General features: G+C 65.7%; 16 protein-coding genes. 9 read left to right on the top strand and 7 right to left on the bottom strand.

All coding sequences use genetic code 11. The annotated features are described in order from the left end of the window. The first annotated feature begins 118 nt into the window (after positions 1 to 118). On the top strand, positions 119 to 1,180 hold the full coding sequence (locus ACTJKF_RS08685; protein ID WP_440623146.1) for an NAD-dependent epimerase/dehydratase family protein: 1,062 nt from the start codon (positions 119 to 121) through the stop codon (positions 1,178 to 1,180). A 103-nt stretch (positions 1,181 to 1,283) separates the two neighbouring features. Here the strand turns inward: ACTJKF_RS08685 and ACTJKF_RS08680 are convergent, their stop codons facing one another. Further along, the gene (locus tag ACTJKF_RS08680) at positions 1,284 to 2,657 is read right to left on the bottom strand and encodes an AraC family transcriptional regulator (protein ID WP_440623145.1); all 1,374 of its coding nucleotides are present in this window, start codon (positions 2,655 to 2,657) and stop codon (positions 1,284 to 1,286) included. Next, positions 2,543 to 4,177, bottom strand: coding sequence for an AMP-binding protein (locus ACTJKF_RS08675; RefSeq protein WP_440623144.1), 1,635 nt, complete (start codon positions 4,175 to 4,177; stop codon positions 2,543 to 2,545). The genes ACTJKF_RS08680 and ACTJKF_RS08675 overlap by 115 nt, the downstream gene beginning before the upstream one ends. A 318-nt stretch (positions 4,178 to 4,495) precedes the next feature. On the opposite strand from ACTJKF_RS08675, the gene ACTJKF_RS08670 reads away from it, so the two are divergent. Beyond that, positions 4,496 to 5,596: an AraC family transcriptional regulator gene (locus tag ACTJKF_RS08670; RefSeq protein ID WP_440623143.1), complete on the top strand. Its 1,101-nt coding sequence runs from the start codon at positions 4,496 to 4,498 to the stop codon at positions 5,594 to 5,596. Positions 5,597 to 5,636: 40 nt separating this feature from the next. Here ACTJKF_RS08670 and ACTJKF_RS08665 read toward each other — a convergent pair whose 3' ends face one another. The 4 genes from ACTJKF_RS08665 to ACTJKF_RS08650 form a co-directional block, all read right to left on the bottom strand. Beyond that, on the bottom strand, positions 5,637 to 7,130 hold the full coding sequence (locus ACTJKF_RS08665) for a HAMP domain-containing sensor histidine kinase (protein WP_440623142.1): 1,494 nt from the start codon (positions 7,128 to 7,130) through the stop codon (positions 5,637 to 5,639). Next, entirely contained in the window at positions 7,130 to 7,849 is a 720-nt protein-coding gene (locus ACTJKF_RS08660) for a response regulator transcription factor (RefSeq protein WP_440623141.1), read from the bottom strand. Before ACTJKF_RS08660 ends, ACTJKF_RS08665 begins: the two co-directional genes overlap by 1 nt. A gap of 294 nt (positions 7,850 to 8,143) precedes the next feature. Beyond that, positions 8,144 to 9,181, bottom strand: coding sequence for a LysR family transcriptional regulator (locus tag ACTJKF_RS08655; protein ID WP_440623157.1), 1,038 nt, complete (start codon positions 9,179 to 9,181; stop codon positions 8,144 to 8,146). An 82-nt stretch (positions 9,182 to 9,263) separates the two neighbouring features. Then, positions 9,264 to 10,007 (bottom strand): SDR family oxidoreductase, encoded by a 744-nt coding sequence (locus tag ACTJKF_RS08650; protein WP_440623140.1) that lies wholly within the window; start codon positions 10,005 to 10,007, stop codon positions 9,264 to 9,266. A gap of 204 nt (positions 10,008 to 10,211) precedes the next feature. Here ACTJKF_RS08650 and pdxR point away from each other — a divergent pair, with 204 nt between their 5' ends. Both pdxR and ACTJKF_RS08640 read left to right on the top strand, forming a co-directional pair. Then, positions 10,212 to 11,711 carry a MocR-like pyridoxine biosynthesis transcription factor PdxR gene (gene pdxR / locus ACTJKF_RS08645; RefSeq protein ID WP_440623139.1) on the top strand — a complete coding sequence of 500 codons (1,500 nt, stop codon included), beginning with the start codon at positions 10,212 to 10,214 and terminating at the stop codon, positions 11,709 to 11,711. A gap of 306 nt (positions 11,712 to 12,017) precedes the next feature. Then, positions 12,018 to 12,518 carry an Ohr family peroxiredoxin gene (locus ACTJKF_RS08640; protein WP_440623138.1) on the top strand — a complete coding sequence of 167 codons (501 nt, stop codon included), beginning with the start codon at positions 12,018 to 12,020 and terminating at the stop codon, positions 12,516 to 12,518. Positions 12,519 to 12,634: 116 nt separating this feature from the next. On the opposite strand, the gene ACTJKF_RS08635 is transcribed toward ACTJKF_RS08640, so the two are convergent. Continuing rightward, positions 12,635 to 13,843, bottom strand: a complete 1,209-nt coding sequence (locus ACTJKF_RS08635; RefSeq protein WP_440623137.1) for an NAD(P)/FAD-dependent oxidoreductase — start codon at positions 13,841 to 13,843, stop codon at positions 12,635 to 12,637. Positions 13,844 to 14,112: 269 nt separating this feature from the next. Here ACTJKF_RS08635 and ACTJKF_RS08630 point away from each other — a divergent pair, with 269 nt between their 5' ends. From ACTJKF_RS08630 to ACTJKF_RS08610, 5 genes are all read left to right on the top strand, one after another. After that, positions 14,113 to 15,114, top strand: a complete 1,002-nt coding sequence (locus ACTJKF_RS08630; protein ID WP_440623136.1) for a bestrophin family protein — start codon at positions 14,113 to 14,115, stop codon at positions 15,112 to 15,114. A 437-nt stretch (positions 15,115 to 15,551) separates the two neighbouring features. Beyond that, complete coding sequence (locus ACTJKF_RS08625) at positions 15,552 to 16,289, top strand: acetoacetate decarboxylase (RefSeq protein ID WP_440623135.1); 738 nt, start codon at positions 15,552 to 15,554, stop codon at positions 16,287 to 16,289. A gap of 15 nt (positions 16,290 to 16,304) precedes the next feature. After that, positions 16,305 to 17,087, top strand: coding sequence for a 3-hydroxybutyrate dehydrogenase (locus ACTJKF_RS08620; RefSeq protein WP_440623134.1), 783 nt, complete (start codon positions 16,305 to 16,307; stop codon positions 17,085 to 17,087). Positions 17,088 to 17,097: 10 nt separating this feature from the next. Next, complete coding sequence (locus ACTJKF_RS08615) at positions 17,098 to 18,369, top strand: DUF3734 domain-containing protein (protein ID WP_440623133.1); 1,272 nt, start codon at positions 17,098 to 17,100, stop codon at positions 18,367 to 18,369. Positions 18,370 to 18,373: 4 nt separating this feature from the next. Then, entirely contained in the window at positions 18,374 to 19,480 is a 1,107-nt protein-coding gene (locus ACTJKF_RS08610) for a VTT domain-containing protein (protein WP_440623132.1), read from the top strand. The last annotated feature ends 343 nt before the right edge of the window (positions 19,481 to 19,823 follow it).

Here is a 19,823-nt window from a genome sequence, read left to right as displayed (position 1 = left end):
CGCCCCGGATCGACGCCAGATGCCCGGCGCACCTTGCATGGCGATCAGAGCCCTTTGCGCGTTACCCGCCGGCGAAAAAGCGGCATCATGCTCGACATCTTCCGCAACGGAGCCCAGGATGTTGAATATCGATACCGACCTGCCGGTGCTGGTGACCGGCGCAACCGGCTACGTCGCGGGTCAGCTCGTGCAACGGTTGCTCGAAGCCGGCCTGACCGTGCATGCCGCCGTGCGCCATCCCGACGACCCGGACAAGCTCAAGCATCTGCAGCGCATCGCGGCCGGCCAACCCGGCACGATCCGCTATTTCCGCGCCGACCTGCTCGAACCGGGTTCGTATGCGGAAGCGATGGCCGGTTGCGGCACCGTATTCCATACCGCGTCGCCGTTCACCGTCACGGTTCGCGATCCTCGGAAAGAGCTGGTCGACCCGGCGCTGCTCGGCACGCGCAACGTGCTCGAGACGGTGAACCGCACGCCGTCGGTCCGGCGCGTCGTGCTGACCAGCAGTTGCGCGGCGATCTACGGCGACAACGCCGATCTCGACGCGGTGCCGAACGGCGTGTTCACCGAAGCGATCTGGAATACCAGTTCGTCGCTCGAACACCAGCCGTATTCGTATTCGAAGACGGTGGCCGAACGCGAAGCATGGAAAATCGCCGGCGCGCAGTCGCGCTGGGATCTCGTGACGATCAACCCGTCGCTCGTCATCGGGCCGGGCATCAACCCGTACGCGACGTCGGAGAGCTTCGAGATCGTCCGGCAAATGGGCAACGGCACCATGAAAATGGGCGTGCCGGATCTCGGCATGGGCGCGGTCGACGTCCGCGACGTGGCCGACGCGCACGTGCGCGCCGCGTTCACGCCCGGCGCGAACGGCCGCTACATCGTGTCGGGTCACAACACGAGCCTGCCGGCGATGGCGGCCACGCTGCTCGAACGATATGGTGCCGACTATCCGATTCCGCGGCGCATCCTGCCGAAATGGCTCGTCTGGCTGGTCGGTCCGCTGGCGAACCAGGGCGTGACGCGCCGTTTCGTCGCGCGCAACATCGGGCTCCCGTGGCGCGCGGACAATCGCCGCAGCCGCGACGAACTCGGCATCCGCTATCGCCCGCTCGCCGAATCGATGAACGACTTCTTTCAGCAGCTGATCGAAACCGGACAGTTGAAGCGGTGAACCGCACACCGGCGGCACGCACGATGGCGCGCCACGACGGGGAGCCATCCATGGGATCGCACGAAGGATCCCGGTTATGGGAGCGAGGTTTGAATCGACCGCGCTACGCGCGCCGCCGGTAAGTGCCCGGCGTACTGCCCGTCCAGTGCCGGAACGCGCGATGGAACGCGCTCGGATCGTCGAAGCCGATATCGGCGCCGATCGCCGCGATCGTGTCGAGCGTATCGGTCAGCCGCTGAATCGCGATGTCGCGCCGCAGTTCATCCTTGAGCGCCTGGAACGTCGTGCCTTCCGAGGCCAGATGGCGGCTCAGCGTGCGCACCGAGCAATGCAGATGCTCGGCCGCCTGATCGATCACCGGCAGGTCGGGCAGCGCCGCCGACAGGTATTGCCGCACGCGATGGCACACGCGCTGTTCGCTGAACGATTCGAAGATCCAGTCGCCGGGCGCCCGCGCGAGGAACTTGCGCAGGTTGCGTTTGCTCTGCCGGATCGGCGCGTCGAGATAGTCGGCGCTGAAACGCATCAGCGTGCGTTCGCAGTCGAACTGCACGGAGCCCGTGAAGAAGTACAGATGCTCGACCGCATGACGCGGCCGCGGACACGCGAACTCGATCTGCAGCAGCGGAATCTTCTGCCCGATCAGCCAGGAGCACACACCGTGCACGAGCTTGAGCATCAGCTCCTGGCCGAGCGCGCCGATCGGGCCGATGGCCGGGTTCGGCCGCAGCAGCACCTGCGCGACCAGGCCGTCGCGCTTCGCTTCGACGAAGAAGTCGTCGAGCAGGATATGGAAGAACTGGCCGAAACGATGCAGCGCCGTTTCGAGGTTGCGCGCATCGAGCAGGCTCAGGCACAGGTACTTCAGCGTGCCGCCGCGCAGCGGGCGCGAGAAGATGCCGGGCATCTCGTCGTCGAGGTCGATCGCCAGCGTGCGGTACAGCGTCGAGAACTGCTCTTCCGTCACGCGCGCATGCGGCTCGCCGAGCAGCTCGAGCGGGATGCCGGCACCGCGCAGGTAGCGCTCGACCACGTCGCGTTGCGCGCCGGCACTCGCCAGGAAACCGTTGACGAGCGAGATCGGCACCGTCGCGCTCGGCGACGGCAACGCACGCCCGGGCTGGGCGGAAGGTGAGTCTGAACCGGTCATCGCGTCCCCGTCGATCGAACCGCTCGCATTGTACTTGAGCGGCCCATGCCGGGTTTTCGGGGCCTTCGCGGCTTTCTCGGCTTTCTCGGCTTTCTCGGCTTTCTCGGCTTTCTCGGCTTTCTCGGCTTTCTCGGCTTTCTCGGCTTTCTCGGCTTTCTCGGCTTGCGACGCACCCGCCCGCGCGCCGCCGGGCGCGCGGCGTGTCGGCACCATCAGTCGGCGCGGCTGAGTTCCCGGCGCAGGATCTTCCCGACCGTCGACTTCGGCAGCCGCTCGACCACGCGAATCAGCTTCGGCACCTTGTAGGCCGCGAGGTTCGCACGGCAATGCGCGACGATCTCCGCCTCGGTCACGGCCGCGTCCGGCGCGAGCACCACGAACAGCTTCACGGCCTCGCCGGTGCGTTCGTCCGGCACGCCGATGCACGCGCATTCGGCAATGCCCGGCAGCGCGGTCGCGACCGCTTCCACCTCGTTCGGGTACACGTTGAAGCCCGACACGATGATCATGTCCTTCTTGCGGTCGACGATCTTCAGGAAGCCGGCCGCGTCGAACACGCCGATGTCGCCGGTGCGGAAGTAGCCGTCCGCGGTAAACGCAGCCGCGTTCGCGTCCGGCTTCTGCCAGTAGCCGCCCATCACCTGCGGCCCCTGCACGCAGATCTCGCCCGCTTCGCCGATCGCCACCTCGCGGTCCTGGTCGTCGAGCAGCTTCACGTCGGTCGACGGCAGCGGCAGGCCCGTCGTGCCCGTAAACGCATCGATCGACTGCGGGTTGAACGTGACCACCGGCGACGTTTCCGACAACCCGTACCCTTCGCGAATGAAGTTGCCCGTCACCGCCTTCCAGCGCGCGGAGATCACGTCGATCACCGCCGCGCCGCCGCCGGCCGACAGCTTGAGCCGCGACCAGTCGACTTCCTTCAGCCGCGGATGGCCGGTGAGCCCCGCATACAGCGTGTTGACGCCGACGAACACCGACGGCCGCGCTTCCTTCAGCACGTCGATGAAGCCGTCCATGTCGCGCGGATTCGCGACGAGCCAGTTCGCCGCGCCGATCGCGAAGTAGGACAGGAAGTTCACCGTCAGCGCGAAGATGTGATACAGCGGGATCGCCGTGACGACGACCTCCTCGCCCGGCCGTCGCGCGGCCGGCACGATCGCCCCGAACTGCTCGATGTTCGCGACCAGGTTGCGGTGCGACAGCGCGGCGCCCTTCGACAGCCCGGTCGTGCCGCCGGTGTACTGCAACAGCAGCAGATCGCCGCCGCCGAGCGCGACCGGCTCGAATGCCAGCGATTCGCCTGCGGCGAGCGCGTCCGCGAGCGGGAGCGAACCGCGCGGCAGGGCTTCGCACGCGCCGGCCGGTGCATCGACGACGCCGAGATCGCCGCGCCCCACGCTCAGCACAGTGCGGATGCGCGTCTTGCCGACCACGTCGGCGAACGTGCCCATCGATCCGCCGCACACCACCGCCACTTCGACGCCCGCGTCGTTGAGCTGGTGTTCGAGCTCGTGCGCGGTGTAGAACGGGTTGACGTTGACCTGGATCGCGCCGAGCCGCGCGACCGCGACGAACACCACCGGAAACGCGAGCACGTTGGGCAGCATCACGGCCACGCGATCGCCCTTGCGCACGCCGGCGACCTGCTGCAGGTACGCGGCGAGCGCACGCGACTGGCGGTCGACGTCGGCGTAGGTGAGCGTGCGGCCGAACGCGCGGAACGCGGAACGCTCGGCAAAGCGGTGCATCGCGTCGTCCAGCAGCGCGGTTACGGAAGGAAAACGATCGGGATCGATCTCGGCGGGGATCGAGCCGTACGAGCCGATCCAGTGTCTCTTCGTCATATCCTGCTCCTCGGGGACGGCGCCGGGCAGCGCCGTTCGCACGGCGGCCCGCGCACCGGATGGGCACGGGCCGTCGCCTGATCGGCGACTATCGCCCGCCAACGGTACTTTGAAAATGATCCGGGCGGCCGAAAAGATGATCGAAACGGACACGCGGGCGCACGACGGCCGGCCTGCCGACGCATGCGCCCATGCACCGGTTCGCCGGCATCGCGCCACGCAGGCCGATGAAACTCAGGGTGAACCCTATGGCGCCCCCGCGCGTTCCGGCGCAGAATCGCGAACCCGGAACGGTATCGAATCGGACACAGAACCCCCATGCCGCGCAGTACGCCCCTGAACCCGACGGCCGCCGGCGCCGCGCCGCGGCCGGACACCCCGCTCGCCCCCGCGTCGCACGAGAAGCGCTTCTCGCCGGCCAAGCTGGCCGTGCTCGTCGGTGTCACCCAGGAACTCGGCCTCGACCCGGCCGCCGTGCTCGACGGCACCGGCCTGTCGCCGGACGCCGTCGCCGATCCGTTCACGCTCACGTCGTCGCAGCAGTTCCTGAGCGCCGCGCGCAACGCGATCGCCCGCCACGACGGCTCCGATCTCGGCGTGCGGGTCGGCCGCCGGCTGCATGCGTCGAGCTACGGGATGTACGGCTACGCGATGCTGTGCTCGGAATCGCTCGCGCATGCGTTCGATTCGGCCGTCAAATATCATCAGCTCGCGAACGGGATGCTCGCGATCCGCTGGGTCGAACAGGGCGACACCGCGTCGTGGCTGTTCCCGGATCCGCACGAAGCCGCGCTGTCCGGGCCGGACCTGCCGCTGTACCGCTTCCTGATCGACATGCAGTTCGCGCTGCACGTGACGGTCATCAAGGACGTGATGGGCGCGTGGTGCGTGCCGGCCCGCGCGCAGTTCGCGCAACCGCGGCCGGCGCATGCGGCGCAGCTCGCCGATGCGCTCGAATGCCCGATCGCGTTCGACCAGCCGCAGCATGTGCTCAGCTACCCGGCCGCCTGGCTCACGCGCGCGCCGCAGCTCGCGAACCCGATCACCGCCGCGCAGGTGTCGTCGCACTGCGCGCGCCTGCTCGACGAGTTGCGCAGCCAGGCCGGCGTGACGCGACGCGTCTATCAGGAACTCACGCGCAAGCCCGGGCAGTTTCCGGACATCGACGCGATCGCCGACACGCTGTGCATGACGTCGCGCACGCTGCGCCGCAAGCTCGACGCCGAGGGCACGTCGTACAGCGAACTGCTGACGAGCGTGCGCAAGGCGCTCGCGATCGACTACCTGAGCACCACCACGCTCAGCACCGAGGACATCGCGCTGACGCTCGGCTTCAGCGATGCGGTCGGGTTCCGCCACGCATTCAAGCGCTGGACCGGCACGACGCCGAGCGACGTGCGGCGCAAGCGCGGCGGATAGGCACGGTCGCTCGGCGCGCACACGCGCATCGCCGCCGGTGTCAGCGCGCGTCGCCGGCCGCCGGGCGCGCCACCGCCAGCGCAAACTCGAACACCGCCCCGCGCCCGTCGCGGTCGACGAGCCGGATCCCGCTGCCATTGAGCGCCAGCATCCGGTGCACGATCAGCAGCCCGAGCCCGCCGCTCGTCGCCGTGCCGCCGCTCATCGGCCGCTGCGGCCGCTGGAACAGCCCTTCGCGCCGCGCGGGCGGAATCCCTTCCCCGGTATCCGACACGGTCACCACCACGCGATCGTCCCGCGGCGTCAGCGCGACTTCGACTTCGCCGTGCTGCGGCGTGTGCCGCAACGCGTTGTCGAGCAGGTTGGTCAGCACGCGCTCGATCATCCCGAGATCGGCCGATACCGCCGGCACGCGCGGCGGGATCCGCGCATGCAGCGCGATACCGCGCGACTGCGCGGCCAGCTCGAATTTCTGGAACACGTCCTGCACGAGATCGACGAGCGAGAACGGCTCGCGCTCGGCCTGCACGCCACCCGACTCGAGCCGCGCGAGTTCGAACAGCGCCTGCGCCAGCCGGCCGACCTTCGTGCTCTGCGCAAGCGCGATCGACAAGTAGCGGCGGCGTTCGGATTCGGCGAGCGTGTCGGACTTCAGCGACAGCGTCTCCAGATAGCCGTGCAGCGAGGTCAGCGGCGTGCGCAGGTCGTGCGAGATATTCGTGATCAGTTCGCGCCGCTGCTGGTCCTGGCGTGTCAGCGCGCGCCACTGGTCGCCGATCCGGTCGGCCATCTGCGCGAACGCGGATTCGAGCACCGCGATGTCGTCGCCGCGCCGCCCCGGCGGCGAGCGCGGGACCGGCGGCTGCGTGTCGGGCGCGGCGTTCGCGTCGAAGCGGCGCATCGCGTCGGTCAGCCGGCGCAGCGGGCGCGTGATGAAGCTGAACGCGGTCAGGCCCGCGAGCAGGCCGAGCAGCGCGACCACCGCCATCGACCACAGCGTCGTGCGCAGCACGTTGCCGGCATCGAAGCGGGCGGCCAGCCGGTCATGCGCTTCGCCGAGCAGCACCACGTAGATGTAGCCTGACGGCGGCTGTCCCGCGCGCTGCAGCGGCGCGGCGCTGAACACCTTGCGCGCGTCGGGGCTGCGCGGATCGTCGCCGAGGATCGGCAGCGGATCGCCCGCGATGAAGCGCTGCACCGGCGCGAGATCGACGCGCTCGCGCTTCACGTGGCCGGGCGGCGCGTCGTCGCCCTTGATGCGCCCCGCGTTGTCGAGCAGATACACCTCGACGCTCGGGTTCACGCCCATCAGCTGACCGAACAGCGTGCGCACGGCGTCCGGGCGCAGCCCGTTCGCGTCCATCAGCGGCGTGCTGCTCGCGATATGCGCGGCGAGATCGCGCGACAGGCCCTGCACGACTTCCTTCTCGCGCATGTCGTTCGCGCGGATCTGCAGCCACGCCGATGCGCCCGAGCACGCGAGCAACAGCACCGCGAACACGCACGACAGCCGCTGGGTGAGGGTCAGTTTCATCACGCGTCCCGCTGGTCCGGCGCCGCGAACTTGTAACCACGCCCCCACACCGTGAGGATCCGCACGGGCTCGGCCGGATCGGCCTCGATCTTCGCGCGCAGCCGGTTGATGTGGGTATTGACCGTGTGTTCGTAGCCTTCGTGCTGGTAGCCCCATACGGCGTTCAGCAGGTCCATGCGCGAGAACACCTTGCCCGGATGCCGCGCGAAGAAATACAGCAGGTCGAATTCGCGCGGCGTGAGGTCGATGCGCGCGCCGTCGACGCTCGCTTCCCGCGCGATCGGATCGATCGACAGCCCGGCAACGTCGAGCGTGCCCGCGTCGATCCGCGAATCGCGCGCGAGCGCGTCGACGCGCCGCAGCAGTGCCTTCACGCGCGCGACGAGCTCGAGCACCGAGAACGGCTTGGCGAGGTAGTCGTCGGCGCCGAGCTCGAGGCCGAGGATCCGGTGCACCTCGCTCGAGCGCGCGCTGGTGATGATGATCGGCGTGTAGCGCGTCATCGCGCGGGCGCGCCGGCAGATTTCCAGGCCGTCGACGCCGGGCAGCATCAGGTCGAGGATCAGCGCGTCCCAGTTGCCCTGTTCGAGCAGGCGCAGGCCTTCCGCGCCGTCCGCGCTGTGCACGACTTCATAGCGTTCGTCGCGCAGGTGCAGGCTCAACACGTCGGCGATGTCGGCGTCGTCTTCGACGATCAGGATGCGTTTGGGGTGGTCCATGGTGGTCGGGGAAGTCGGACGGCGGTTCTGGCCGGCTCCGGGCCTCAAGGCCGGCGACGGCGCGCACATCGCGGCGCAACGCCGCGTTGCCGCCATTGTGCGGAAATTTTCGTCCGAAAGGGGTCACGTTTCGTTTAACTTTGAATCGTGACGGCACCACGAGGCAATGCCGGCACGGCCGCCCGATCCAGCCCCTGAAATTAAACTTTCAACGTCTTGATTTTCATCCGAACATCCGGGCGTGATACCCGACAGATTCGCCGCTGGCCCTCTGCGTCTTCCTTCGCGAATGCCTCAGGCCGCCAATCCCGACGATGAAGCAACCGTCGGATCCGCGTTGAACCGGGTCATGCAGTTCAGGTCGAGTGCGCGTATCCGCTCGGTCATGAAGTCGACGAAGATACGAATGCGGGTCGGGAGATGTTGCCGGCTGAGATAGCAGAGATAGTGGCCGCGATCTTCCGGCACGTGCTTCGCCAGTGCGACGACGAGTTCGTTCGAGGCGAGATGGTCGCGAATCTGATAGCCGGCCATCTGCGCAATGCCCGCCCCATTCAGAACCGCCTGCAACACCAGGTCAGCGTCGTTGAATGTGAGGCGGGCCGTCGGCAAGTACTTTTGTACCCGGCCATCGACGTTGAATTCCCACTCGAACACACGGCCGCTGGCAAAACGGAAATTGATGCACTCATGCCGGTCCAGATCCTCGAGGCTCTGCGGGAGCCCGTGCCTCGCCACGTACGACGGTGCCGCGCAAAGCGCCATCTGCATCGGAATCAGTTGTCGCGCAATGATGCTGGAGTCCTCGATGCGGCCGTTGCGGAACGACACGTCGATCCGTTCCGACACCAGGTCGATCGGCCGGTCGTCGAGCAGCAGGTCCAAGACAATGTCGGGGTACGCCTTCGCAAACGTTTCCAGCAGCGGCGCCACGATTTTCCGGCCGAACCCCACCGCCGAGCTGATCCGGATCAGGCCGCGCGGCGGCCCCTGCCGCAGTTCCAGCATGTCGTTCATGGCCTCGACGATCTGCGCGACGCCCTGGTGGCAGTTCTCGAAGAATCGCTGGCCTTCGCACGTCAGTTCGGTCATGCGCGTGGTCCGCTGGAACAGCCGCGTGCTCAACTGCGCCTCGAGCTTCTGGACGTTCCGGCTCACGGCGGGCCGGCCGACGCCGAGCAGCTCGGCTGCCTTGGTGAAACTACCCTCGCTCGCCACCGCGACGAACGCAAGGATGCCCGCGTAGCTCGCACCGAAGCTCGCCGAGAGTGCATCGGCACGACCGGCCAGGTCGCGACGAACGCCGTGCTCCGCTGTATCCGATTGATTCATTTCCGCTTCCCCAGACATGTCGCTCATTCCGATTGCCCATCGTCGGCCCGCGCCGGCGAACCGCTACCCGTGCGACTGCGAATCAGCTTCTTGCGAGCCACTGGTCGAGCCCGATGTGACCGAGCCGCGCAGGCCCGAGCGGCACCAGCGATTTCTCCTCGACGCGGCCGCCGTAGTAACGGGCGTCACGATCGGTCACGACCGCGCGCGGGTCGCCGACGGACTTCAGATAGCGCGCGACGATCTCCGCGAACGGCGCGCGATCCGGACCCGCGATCTCGACCGTGCCGTTCCGCGGCCCGGCGAGCGCGACCTGCGCAACGAGTGCCGACACGTCTTCCGCGGCGATCGGCTGAAACAGGCCGTCGCCGATGCGGACCGTGCCGTCTTGCGTGCCGAAATCTGCGATGCCGCCGATGAATTCCATGAACTGCGTCGCGCGCACGATCGTGTAAGGCACGCCCGCCGCCTCGATCGCCTGTTCCTGCGCGACCTTGGCGAGGAAATAGCCGTTCTCCGGCATCCGGTCGCAGCCGACGATCGACAGCGCGACGTGGTGGCGCACGCCTGCGGCCACTTCGGCCTTGCCGAGATTGCGTGCCGACGTGCGGAAGAAGTCCAGTACCGCCTGCGGTTCCCACGACGGCGCATTCGCGACGTCCACGACGACATCCGCGCCCGTCAATGCGTCGGTCAGGCCTTCGCCCGTGATGGTATTGACGCCGGTGCGCGGCGATGCGGCAAGTGCTTGATGGCCCGCTTCGCCGAGCAGCGCGACGACACGCGAGCCGATCAGGCCCGAACCGCCGATGACAACGATCTTCATCGCAAAATCTCCTGACACAAGGTTTTCATTGGAACGCGTGGGTACGTGACATGCACCGTATCCGATGAAGCCGGTCATGACCGTCGCACCGCGTGGCGCAATTGTGGAAGAATCATGTCCTATCCATAAGTGCCAAGAATCGTCGATCGGACTGGTCCATACCCGGCCCTGTCCCGTCGGATCGCTGTGACCCACGAGACCGTCATGTCCGAGCAAACGCCCACGCTGACCATCGAGATCGACCGGCATCAAGCGTTGCCGATCTACCTGCAGATTTGCGAGCGGTTCAGGACCGCGATCGCCGCGGGTCATCTGCGTCCCGGCGACCGCGTGCCCGCATTGCGCGGTCTCGCGACGCAACTGAACACGGCGCGAGGCACCGTCGAACAGGCTTACACGATCCTGGTCGACGAGGGATATCTGCAAATGCGCGGCGCGGCAGGCACCTTCGTATCGCCCTCCCTGCCGAAATCGGTGACGCGGCCGCCGCCCGAGCGCGCCGCTGACGCCGACTTGTTCCAGGCGTCGGGCATGTCGCGCGACAGTCAGCCTCCGAGGCGTCCGCAGCCGATTGCCGTCGCGATGAGCGGCGAGCCGCGCCCGTTGCAACCCGGGCTCCCCGCGTTCGACGCATTTCCGCGGAAGGTCTGGCACCGGCTCGTTTCGCAGCGCGCGAGCAGCGGCGAACGCGCGCTGCTGGGTTACCCGAATCCGGCGGGCTACCGGCCGCTACGCGAACACATCGCGACCTACCTGACGCTGTCGCGCGGAGTCACCTGCATGCCGGAACAGGTGTTCGTCACGAGCGGCTACCGCGCGACGCTGGAACTCGTGCTGCGCAGCCTCGCGCGTCCGAACGACCGTGTGTGGTTCGAGGATCCCGGTTATCTGCTCGCGCGCAGTTTCCTGTCGGAAACCGGCGTGCAGCTCGTTCCGGTGCCGGTGGACAGCGACGGAATCGACGTCGAGCGCGGTATCCAACTGGATTCGCAGGCACGCTTCGCGCTGGTGACGCCATCGCACCAGAGCCCGCTCGGGCACACGCTGTCGCTTGCCCGGCGCATCGCACTGCTGGATTGGGCCGAAAAAGCGTCGAGCTGGATCGTCGAGGACGACTACGACAGCGAGTTTCGCTATGTCGGCCGCCCGTTGCAGGCGCTGAAGAATCTCGACCGGCAGGATCGCGTCATCTACTGCAGTACCTTCAGCAAGGCGATGTACCCAGGCCTGCGACTCGCTTACACGGTTGTGCCGGAGCGCGCGGTGGAGCGCGTCGAACGCGTGGCATGCAGCATGAATGCCGGCTCGCCGACCCTCTTGCAGGCGGCCCTGGCGGATTTCATCGAACAGGGGCACTTTGCCCGGCACCTGAAGCGGATGCGCACGCTGTACGGCGAGCGACGCACGCTGATCGTGCACGCATTGCGCCAGGTGTTCGGCGAGCGGCTGATCGTCGAATTGCCGCATGGCGGCATTCAGTTCGCGGTGCGGTTCGCAGAGGGGCCGGAAGGGCCGGTCGACGACGTCGCGGTTGCGGCGCGTGCCCGCGACGCGGGACTCGCGGTCCTCCCGCTTTCGATCTGGTACACGAACAGCCTCACGCCGCAAACGCCACGGGGCCTCATCATCGGGTTCGCGAACGTCGCCGATGCCGACGAAGCGCACTCTCTCGCACAAACGCTGCGGGCCTGCCTGGACCGCTGACGGGCGGGCATTCGCGGCGCCGCCCCTCGTGCCTGGGTCCGGATTGGTGTCCAACGGGAAACATACAATCGCCCCGAACGGCCATACCGCCGCCATGTACGCACGTCTAGCATGGAGGCGTCTTTCCTCCGTGGACGAACCAGAATCGGGCTGCACCGGAAGATCGTTGCATTCTTCACACGATCGTTCGCTCCACTTCATCTCTTGAAGACGCCATCTGCCCGGGCAGTGCAGCCCCCGTCGCAGGACGCTTCGACGAATGAATGACCGAGGGTCGGAGCGCGTCGTCGAACTCGAGCACGCATCATGGATGACAAGAAGCTACAGGCCCCTCCGCTTTCCCTCCTCGACAGGTATCGGGGCCGGGATTTTCAGCCGCTGTATACAACGAGCGTCACCGTCACCGGCGGCGAGACGGGGCATGGCCGCGCATCCGGGGTGGTCCGCTCGGACGATGGAAATCTCGCCGTCGATCTGCGCCTGCCCACCGAGTTCGGCGGGCCCGGCAACGGAACCAATCCGGAGCAGTTGTTCGCGGCGGGCTTTGCCTCGTGCTTTCACGGTGCGCTGAACCTGCTCGAGAAGCGCGCCGACATGGAGATCAGCGATACCGTCGTGGAGGTGCAGGTATCATTCGGCCGCGATCCCATGGACGGTGGCTATGCATTGATCGTCGATGTCCGGGTCCGGATGCCCGGTGTCGATCGCAGCCTCGCGGAAGAAATGGTGCGAACCGCGGAGCGCTTGTGTCCGTATGCAAAGATGGCCAAACAAGGCACCGTCAATATCGTGACCGTCGTTGACTGAATCATCACCTGCCGCGCGGCAGCGGCGTCCCGTCCATCGATGACGCTCACTGCCGCTGCCGCGCGCCTGAGCGCCCCCGCCACGCATCGTGCGGCACGTGCAGGGGCGCCGACAGGTCAGTCGAAGGTAGCTTGCGGATTACCTGCCGCCAGCGCCTCGGCGCGATTCGGCGCCGGCGGATAGATCCACTGCGTGTTGATCATTTGCTTGCGTGCCTTTCCTTGCGCATGCGTCAGCTTGATCTCACGGTCCCAGCCTTCCGAGTAAACAGCGCCCCACTCGCCAAGGTCGACGCAGGTCGCATAGAACGGCTGCGTGTATTCCAGCGTCGGCACACCGATCAGATCCGCGGCGACGTTGTGCCCGCCGAATTGCCCCATCACGATAGCGTGCTGGCACGACATCAATGCATAGTGCCCTTCATCATCGCTCCGCGCTCGTGCCACATCGCCCGCCACGAACACGTGCGGTGCCTCGGCGACACGCAGGTCCGGCATGACTTCGACACGTCCGAGCGGGTCGAGATGCGAGGAGACCTGCGCCGTCAGCGGGCTGGCCTGCATGCCGCCTGCCCAGATCACGGTCATGGCTTCGATATGCATGCCCGACGCGGTGCGAACGCCGTCCGTCCCTACCGACACGGCACGCGATCCGAGCACGGTCTCGATGCCCAGCGAGTCGAAGGCTTGCGCGACGTAAGGCCGGGGATTGGGGCCGAGATCGGGGCCGATCTCGGCTTGCGAGCCGATCACGACAACGCGAATCGCCACGTCCGGGCCGAACCGCTCGCGCAATCGCCCGGGCAATTCGGTGGCGACCTCGATCCCCGTAAAGCCGCAGCCAACCACCGCGACGGTATTGCGTGCCGGCGAATCCGGCAGTTTCGCCAGCGCCGCGAAGTGCTCGTCGAGCGCGACCGCGTCCTCGATACGATCGACCGAGAACGCGTGCTCTGCCAGCCCGGGCACCGGCGGCTTGTTCAGCGTGCTGCCGCTGGTCAACAACAACCGGTCATAGGCAAGCAGACGCTTTTGGCCGTTGGAGCAAGCCACACTCACCGTCTTCTCCTGAACGGCGATCTCTTCGACACTACCCTCGAGAAATTTCACGCCGACGGCGTCGAGCAGCGGCAGCAGCGGTGCGGCCATTCGCTGCGGATCGCTTTCGTACAACCGCGGCCGGATCTGCAATTCCGGTTTCGGCGAGATCAACGTGATTTCGACGTCGCTGCCCGTCACACCGGCACCATCGAGCACGCGCGCTGCACCCAGTGCGCCCCACACGCCGGCAAAGCCGGCACCCACTATCAAGATCTTCTGCGACATGATGATTGCCCTCGGTTGGAAAATTGCGATGTCGACGGATGCCAGCTGCAAGGCAAACAGGCAAAACGCAAATGTCGTCGCGCGAAGTCATCGTAGGTTGACGCAGCATCGGGCAGTAGATCCGCAAGCGTGCTCACGATGTTGCCTCTTCGGCACCAATCGATCACGTCCCGGCCGAATCGATCGCAGGCATGATGCGTGACGGAAGCGTGCGCGCGACCAGAGCGCCATATTCATCACCCACCTGAGCTATCGATGAGGCAAATAAAATGCATCTTGGGAAATCGTACAAACTGTCCGAATTTCTGATCTGGACTCGCTGGAAAATTTACGAACTCCTCATTTTCGGTTCCGCTCCGGTTGTTCTGTACAAGTTCTTTTCCGTTACATGGCTGTCGATCCCCCTGACGATCGTGGCGCTCCTCGGGACCGCGACGTCGTTCATCGTCGGCTTCAAGAACGTCCAGACATACAACCGGGCCATGGACGCGCTGGATATCTGGACCGACATCCTGAGCAAAAGCCGCCGCTGGGGGCAAATCACGCGCGACTTCGTGACGGACGAGGAGATTGCCCGAAAGCTGGTCTATCGACACATCGCCTGGCTGACCGCGCTGCGATACGACCTGCGCCGTCCTCGTATCTGGGAAAGCACGAACAAACGCTACAACGCGGAGTACCGTCGCTTCTATCGCGTGCCGGAATGGGAAAAGGACATCAAGGAACTGTTGCCGAAGTACTTGTCTCCCTCTGAAGCGGAACAGGCGCTCTCTTCTGCGTCCATCACGACATTCGTGCTGAGCCTGCAAGGCACTTCGCTCCGGATGCTTCACCTTGCCGGCCATCTGAACTCGAGTTTCTACATGGAACTTCAGAAAGCCATTGGAGACTTCATCGATCTCCAGTCACGCTCGGAACGTTTCAAGAATTTCCCCTATCCGCGTCAGTACGCGACCGTCAGCGCCCTGTTCGTTCGATTTTTCTGCCTGTCTCTTCCATTCGGTCTTCTGAACGAATTCAACCGGTTGAACGATAGCGTGAGCGGATTCATGCACGGCAACATGGTCTGGCTGACGGTGCCGTGCAGCGTCGCCGTGTCGTGGATGTACACCTCGCTCGACCAGGTTGGCGAAAGCACGGAGAATCCGTTCGAGGGCGGCGCGAACGACGTTCCCATCTCGACGCTGTGCGGCACGATCGAGCGGGATCTGAAGGCGATGCTCGGAGAGCATGCCGTCGGTTCCTCGAGCCACACCGTCATTGCGCTATAGCGAATTCGACGCCCTCCCGGCGGCGGCCGGTCCATTGCCGGCCACCGGGGCAACCTGCCGCGCCGCCGGCTACCGATGTTGTCGTTCGCGCGGCACCAGATTGCCGACCCGCGATCGTTGCTGCCCACTCCTCCCGTCGCCGATTGTTGTCGCCGCGACAACATGGTGAGGTCCTTTGTGACGCTACTGCCGCAAGGCCGCATCGCCTACGCTTGGCGCTGACGGTGGCCAACCATGCTGCCGGATGCATCCGGGAACAAACACGACACCGCAAGAGCAACGTGCGACCGCGCGCGGCAAGTCTGCGCCGCATTGCGCTTTCGCCCGTCATTGACCGCGTCGGCCGAGCTGTCGCGATGGTGTGACCCGGCACTTCACCAACCGAGGAACGATCCGTGACCGAACAAGACATCCGCAACAGCGCCTTTGCGATGCCCGTGCATAACCCGGCGTATCCACGCCCGCCCTTCCGTTTCATCAATCGGGAGTACTTCATCATTTCGTACGAGACGGACATGGATGCGCTCCGGGCCGTCGTTCCGGAACCGCTGACGGTCGACCATGCCGTCGTCCACTACGAATTCATTCGCATGCCCGATTCGTCGGGATTCGGCGACTACACGGAGAGCGGCCAGGTGATCTCCGTGCTCGACGAGGACGGCAATCGCGCCAATTTCACGCACGCGATGTACCTGGATGACGAAGGCCCGATCGCAGCCGGGCGCGAGATCTGGGGATTTCCCAAGAAGCTGGCGTCGCCGACGCTCCGCGTCGACGGCAAGGACACGCTGCTCGGCACGCTCGACTACGGCACGCAGCGCATCGCCACCGGAACGATGGGCTACAAGTATCGCGCCCTCGACACCGCGGCCGAGCGCCGCAAGCTCGCCGATACGCCCAACTACCTGCTCAAGGTCATTCCGCACGTCGATGGCTCGCCCCGCATTTGCGAGCTCGTGCGCTTCTTCCTGCGCGATGTCGACGTGATCGGCGCATGGGAGGGGCCCGCCGCGCTCGAGCTGCATCCGCATGCGCTCGCCTCGGTTGCCGATCTGCCGGTTCGCAAGGTGATCGGCGCCCGCCACCTCATTGCAAATCTCACGCTCGATATCGGCGAAGTCGCCTATGACTATCTCGCCCCTGCCGAGTCGCTGAAACTCGCGGTCAACCAATAAGCTCCCGGAGGATGTATGGCACTGAATGACAAGATCGCGCTCGTGACGGGCGCGGCAAGCGGTATCGGCGAAATGTGCGCGCGCAAGCTCGCAGCAGACGGCGCAACGGTCGTGATCGCCGATCTGAATGTCGACGCGGCGCGCAAGGTTGCCGACGACATCGTCGCCAACGGCGGAAAGGCGTTGGCGATTGCCATGGACGTCACCAGCGAGGAAGCCGTCGACGCGGGAGTGGCCGAGACCGTGAAGCAGCTGGGCGGAATCGACGTGCTCGTGTCGAACGCAGGCATCCAGATCGTCAACCGGATCGAGGATTACGCATTTTCCGACTGGAAGAAGATGCTGGCCATTCACCTCGATGGCGCGTTCCTGACGACCCGGGCCGCCATCAGGCATATGTACGCATCGAACAAGGGGGGCGCGGTGATCTACATGGGCTCGGTGCATTCGCACGAGGCGTCGCCACTCAAGTCCGCCTATGTCACCGCGAAACACGGGTTGCTCGGTCTCGCGCGGGTCGTCGCGAAAGAAGGCGGACCGCGCGGCGTGCGTGCCAACGTCGTGTGCCCGGGGTTCGTCAGAACCCCGCTGGTCGACAAGCAGATCCCCGAGCAAGCGAAGGCGCTCGGGATCTCCGAACAGCAAGTCGTCAGGGACGTGATGCTGCGGGAGACGGTCGACGGCGAATTCACGTCGCTGGCCGATGTCGCGAACACGGTTGCCTTCCTGGCCGGCTTCGAGTCGAGCGCGCTCACCGGGCAATCGATCGTCGTCAGCCACGGCTGGTTCATGCAATAAGGAGAACACCATGTATTCGAGCCAGCGTAACAAGCTGAAGCAGCCCCATCGCATCAAGCTCCCCGCCTATGACGAAATCGGGCTCGTGCTGCAGGGTGGCGGCGCACTCGGCTCCTACCAGGCCGGGGTCTATGAAGGCATGGCCGAAGTCGGCGTGGAACCGACGCGAATCGCTGGCGTCTCGATCGGGGCGCTCAACACGGCGATCATCGCAGGCAATGCGCCCGCGGATCGAGCGGAAGCGCTGCGCGGCTTCTGGAACACCATCAGTCAGCCGACCGATCCGTTCTCACACCTCGGCACGTGCATGTCGGCGTGGCCCGGGCTTGAAGACATCGGGCGCAGGTGGTCGAGTGCCTGGGCCGCAACGCGTACGTTGATGGAAGGTCAGGACGGCTTCTTCTCCCCGCGCACGCATGTGCCTTTCGCGGGGTTCGGCAGGAAGCGCCCCGATCAGGTCAGTCATTACGACACGTCGGCATTGCGTGAAACGCTGTTGCGGTACGCGAACTTCGATCGCATCAACGACGGAAACATTCGCGTCTCCGTCGGGGCCGTCAATGTTCGAACGGGCAATCTCGTCTATTTCGACAATTCGAAGATGCGCCTGGCGCCGGAACATTTCATCGCCTCCGGCGCGTTGCCGCCGGGCTTCCCGGCCGTCGAGATCGATGGCGAGTTTTACTGGGACGGCGGACTGGTTTCCAACACGCCGCTGACCGAGATCATCCGGGAAAGCCAGCACAAGGACACGCTCGTTTTCCAGATCGATCTGTGGAGCTCGCGCGGCAAGTTGCCGGGCGATTTCCTCGACGTCAGCGAGCGCACCAAGGACATTCAGTATTCAAGCCGCACGCGCGCCATCACCGCGTTCATGTCGCAGAACCAGAAGCATGCGCAGATGATCAAGGCGCTGCTCGAGCACATTCCCGAACACGTGCGCCTCGCGCACCCTTTGTTGCGGGAGGCACAGAAGACGGCCGATGGCAGTGCAGTGAACGTCGTGCACCTGATCTACAAGAACAAGGCGTTCGAAGGGCACTACAAGGACTATGAATTCAGCAGGGACACGATGCGCGAGCATTGGGCCAGCGGCCTCGAGGACATTCGGCGTTCGTTCGGACATCCGGACTGGTTCGACATCCCGAACCGCGAAATCGGCTTCGTCACGCGGGACGTGCACCGCTATCGGCAGGACGTCGACGAAACGGGCGGCCAGGTCACCGACGCCTTGCCGCCAGCGAAACACTCGCATGAAAAGGCGCTGTCCGTCGCCAAGTAACGCGTTGCGACGCGCTGCCGCGCCGAATGGTCACGGTGACGGCCGATGCGGAGCCGGCACCGGGCAGGCAGGTTCACGCGGAGCAAGGAACGGGCTTCGAGGCCGGGTATGCGCGAATCTCAAGGAGAGCACCATGATGTCGCATGAAATGATTGCACGGTACGGAACGTTGGTCGTATTCCTGAATGTGCTCGGGTCTTCGCTCGGCCTGCCCCTTCCCGCGATACCGACTTTGATCACGGTCGGGGCCGGCGTCGCGCTCGTCACGCATGTTGCGTCGTCGACGTTGCTCCATTTCTCGACGATACTGGGCGCCGCCGTGATGGGCGGCTTTCTCGGCGACCTGGTCTGGTTTCACGGCGGCAAGCGGTACGGCAAACGCACGCTTCACACCGTCTGCAAGCTGTCGCAGTCGCGCGAGGCGTGCGTCACGACGACGGAGCGCTTTTTCGGGCGCTGGGGCGTTCGCGTGCTCATCGTCGCGAGGTTCGTGCCCGGGCTGTCGCTCGTCGCCGTTCCGCTATGCGGTGCGATGGCCGTCAGGTTGCGCTCCTTCGTCCTGCACGATTGTGCGGGCATCGCACTGTGGGCGTCGATCGGACTGGCAATCGGCACGCTGTTCGCTTCGCAGATCGACGTGATTTTCGCGTTCGTCGCCCGTCTTGGCTGGCATGCGCTCATCGTCGCCGGCATCGTTCCGGTGCTGTATCTCCTGTACCGCTACGGCCGCAGGCTCATGCTGGCGAGCGCGCTCGGCAAGGCGCGGATCAGCGCGGGCGAACTGCATGCATTGCTCGCGAACAATCCGCGGCCGATCGTGATCGATGTTCGCTCCGCCGAGCGAAGGACGCTCGATCCATTCGTGATTCCAGGCGCGGTAATCGGCGATGAACGAAAGACCCGGCAGATCATGCAGCGCCATGGAACGAACCGGACACTCGTCATCTATTGCGCATGCCATGATGAAGGGTCTGCCGTGTCGGTGGCCAGGCAGTTGCGGCTGTCCGGCATCAAGCTGGCGTTGCCGCTTGCAGGCGGCATCGATGCATGGCGTGCCGCGGGCTTCGACGTCGAGCCGATGATCGGCATGAACGACGCGGCGATCGGCTGACAAGCGCAGAGGCAAGACGCATTCGACTCAACGGTCCTTCCTGGCGGGCCCTGCTCGCGTCCGATCCCGAACCACACCTCAGGCAACCGGGCATCGCGCTACCCGCGATGGCAAGCGCCTTCCGATACCCCGCGCATACTCGGCTGGCGGGAGCAAAGCCCGACTTTGCGTACGCCAGTGAATACTGCGCAGGCCATCGCGATCCGGAATCGTGCCACGCGGCTTTTTCCGCCGTGCGCATGCCGACGATGCTCTATCGGACGCGGGGCGACCGCTATCCGGGTGCGGCGAGAAACGCGCTTGCGATCAACCCGGCTCGACGGCAGTCGAGTGATCGCCCCCC

Origin of the sequence: Burkholderia sp. 22313, from assembly GCF_052045245.1 — a bacterium.
Taxonomy (GTDB): domain Bacteria; phylum Pseudomonadota; class Gammaproteobacteria; order Burkholderiales; family Burkholderiaceae; genus Burkholderia.
Note: the sequence above shows the minus strand (reverse complement) of the source record. Positions and strands in the feature narration are given on the sequence as shown.

Coding starts and splice junctions, on each gene's coding strand:
- ACTJKF_RS08685 (WP_440623146.1), top strand. CDS start 119: ATGTTGAATATCGATACCGACCTGCCGGTGCTGGTGACCGGCGCAACC.
- ACTJKF_RS08675 (WP_440623144.1), bottom strand. CDS start 4,177: ATGACGAAGAGACACTGGATCGGCTCGTACGGCTCGATCCCCGCCGAG.
- ACTJKF_RS08670 (WP_440623143.1), top strand. CDS start 4,496: ATGCCGCGCAGTACGCCCCTGAACCCGACGGCCGCCGGCGCCGCGCCG.
- ACTJKF_RS08665 (WP_440623142.1), bottom strand. CDS start 7,130: ATGAAACTGACCCTCACCCAGCGGCTGTCGTGCGTGTTCGCGGTGCTG.
- ACTJKF_RS08660 (WP_440623141.1), bottom strand. CDS start 7,849: ATGGACCACCCCAAACGCATCCTGATCGTCGAAGACGACGCCGACATC.
- ACTJKF_RS08655 (WP_440623157.1), bottom strand. CDS start 9,181: ATGAATCAATCGGATACAGCGGAGCACGGCGTTCGTCGCGACCTGGCC.
- ACTJKF_RS08650 (WP_440623140.1), bottom strand. CDS start 10,007: ATGAAGATCGTTGTCATCGGCGGTTCGGGCCTGATCGGCTCGCGTGTC.
- pdxR (WP_440623139.1), top strand. CDS start 10,212: ATGTCCGAGCAAACGCCCACGCTGACCATCGAGATCGACCGGCATCAA.
- ACTJKF_RS08640 (WP_440623138.1), top strand. CDS start 12,018: ATGGATGACAAGAAGCTACAGGCCCCTCCGCTTTCCCTCCTCGACAGG.
- ACTJKF_RS08635 (WP_440623137.1), bottom strand. CDS start 13,843: ATGTCGCAGAAGATCTTGATAGTGGGTGCCGGCTTTGCCGGCGTGTGG.
- ACTJKF_RS08630 (WP_440623136.1), top strand. CDS start 14,113: ATGCATCTTGGGAAATCGTACAAACTGTCCGAATTTCTGATCTGGACT.
- ACTJKF_RS08620 (WP_440623134.1), top strand. CDS start 16,305: ATGGCACTGAATGACAAGATCGCGCTCGTGACGGGCGCGGCAAGCGGT.
- ACTJKF_RS08615 (WP_440623133.1), top strand. CDS start 17,098: ATGTATTCGAGCCAGCGTAACAAGCTGAAGCAGCCCCATCGCATCAAG.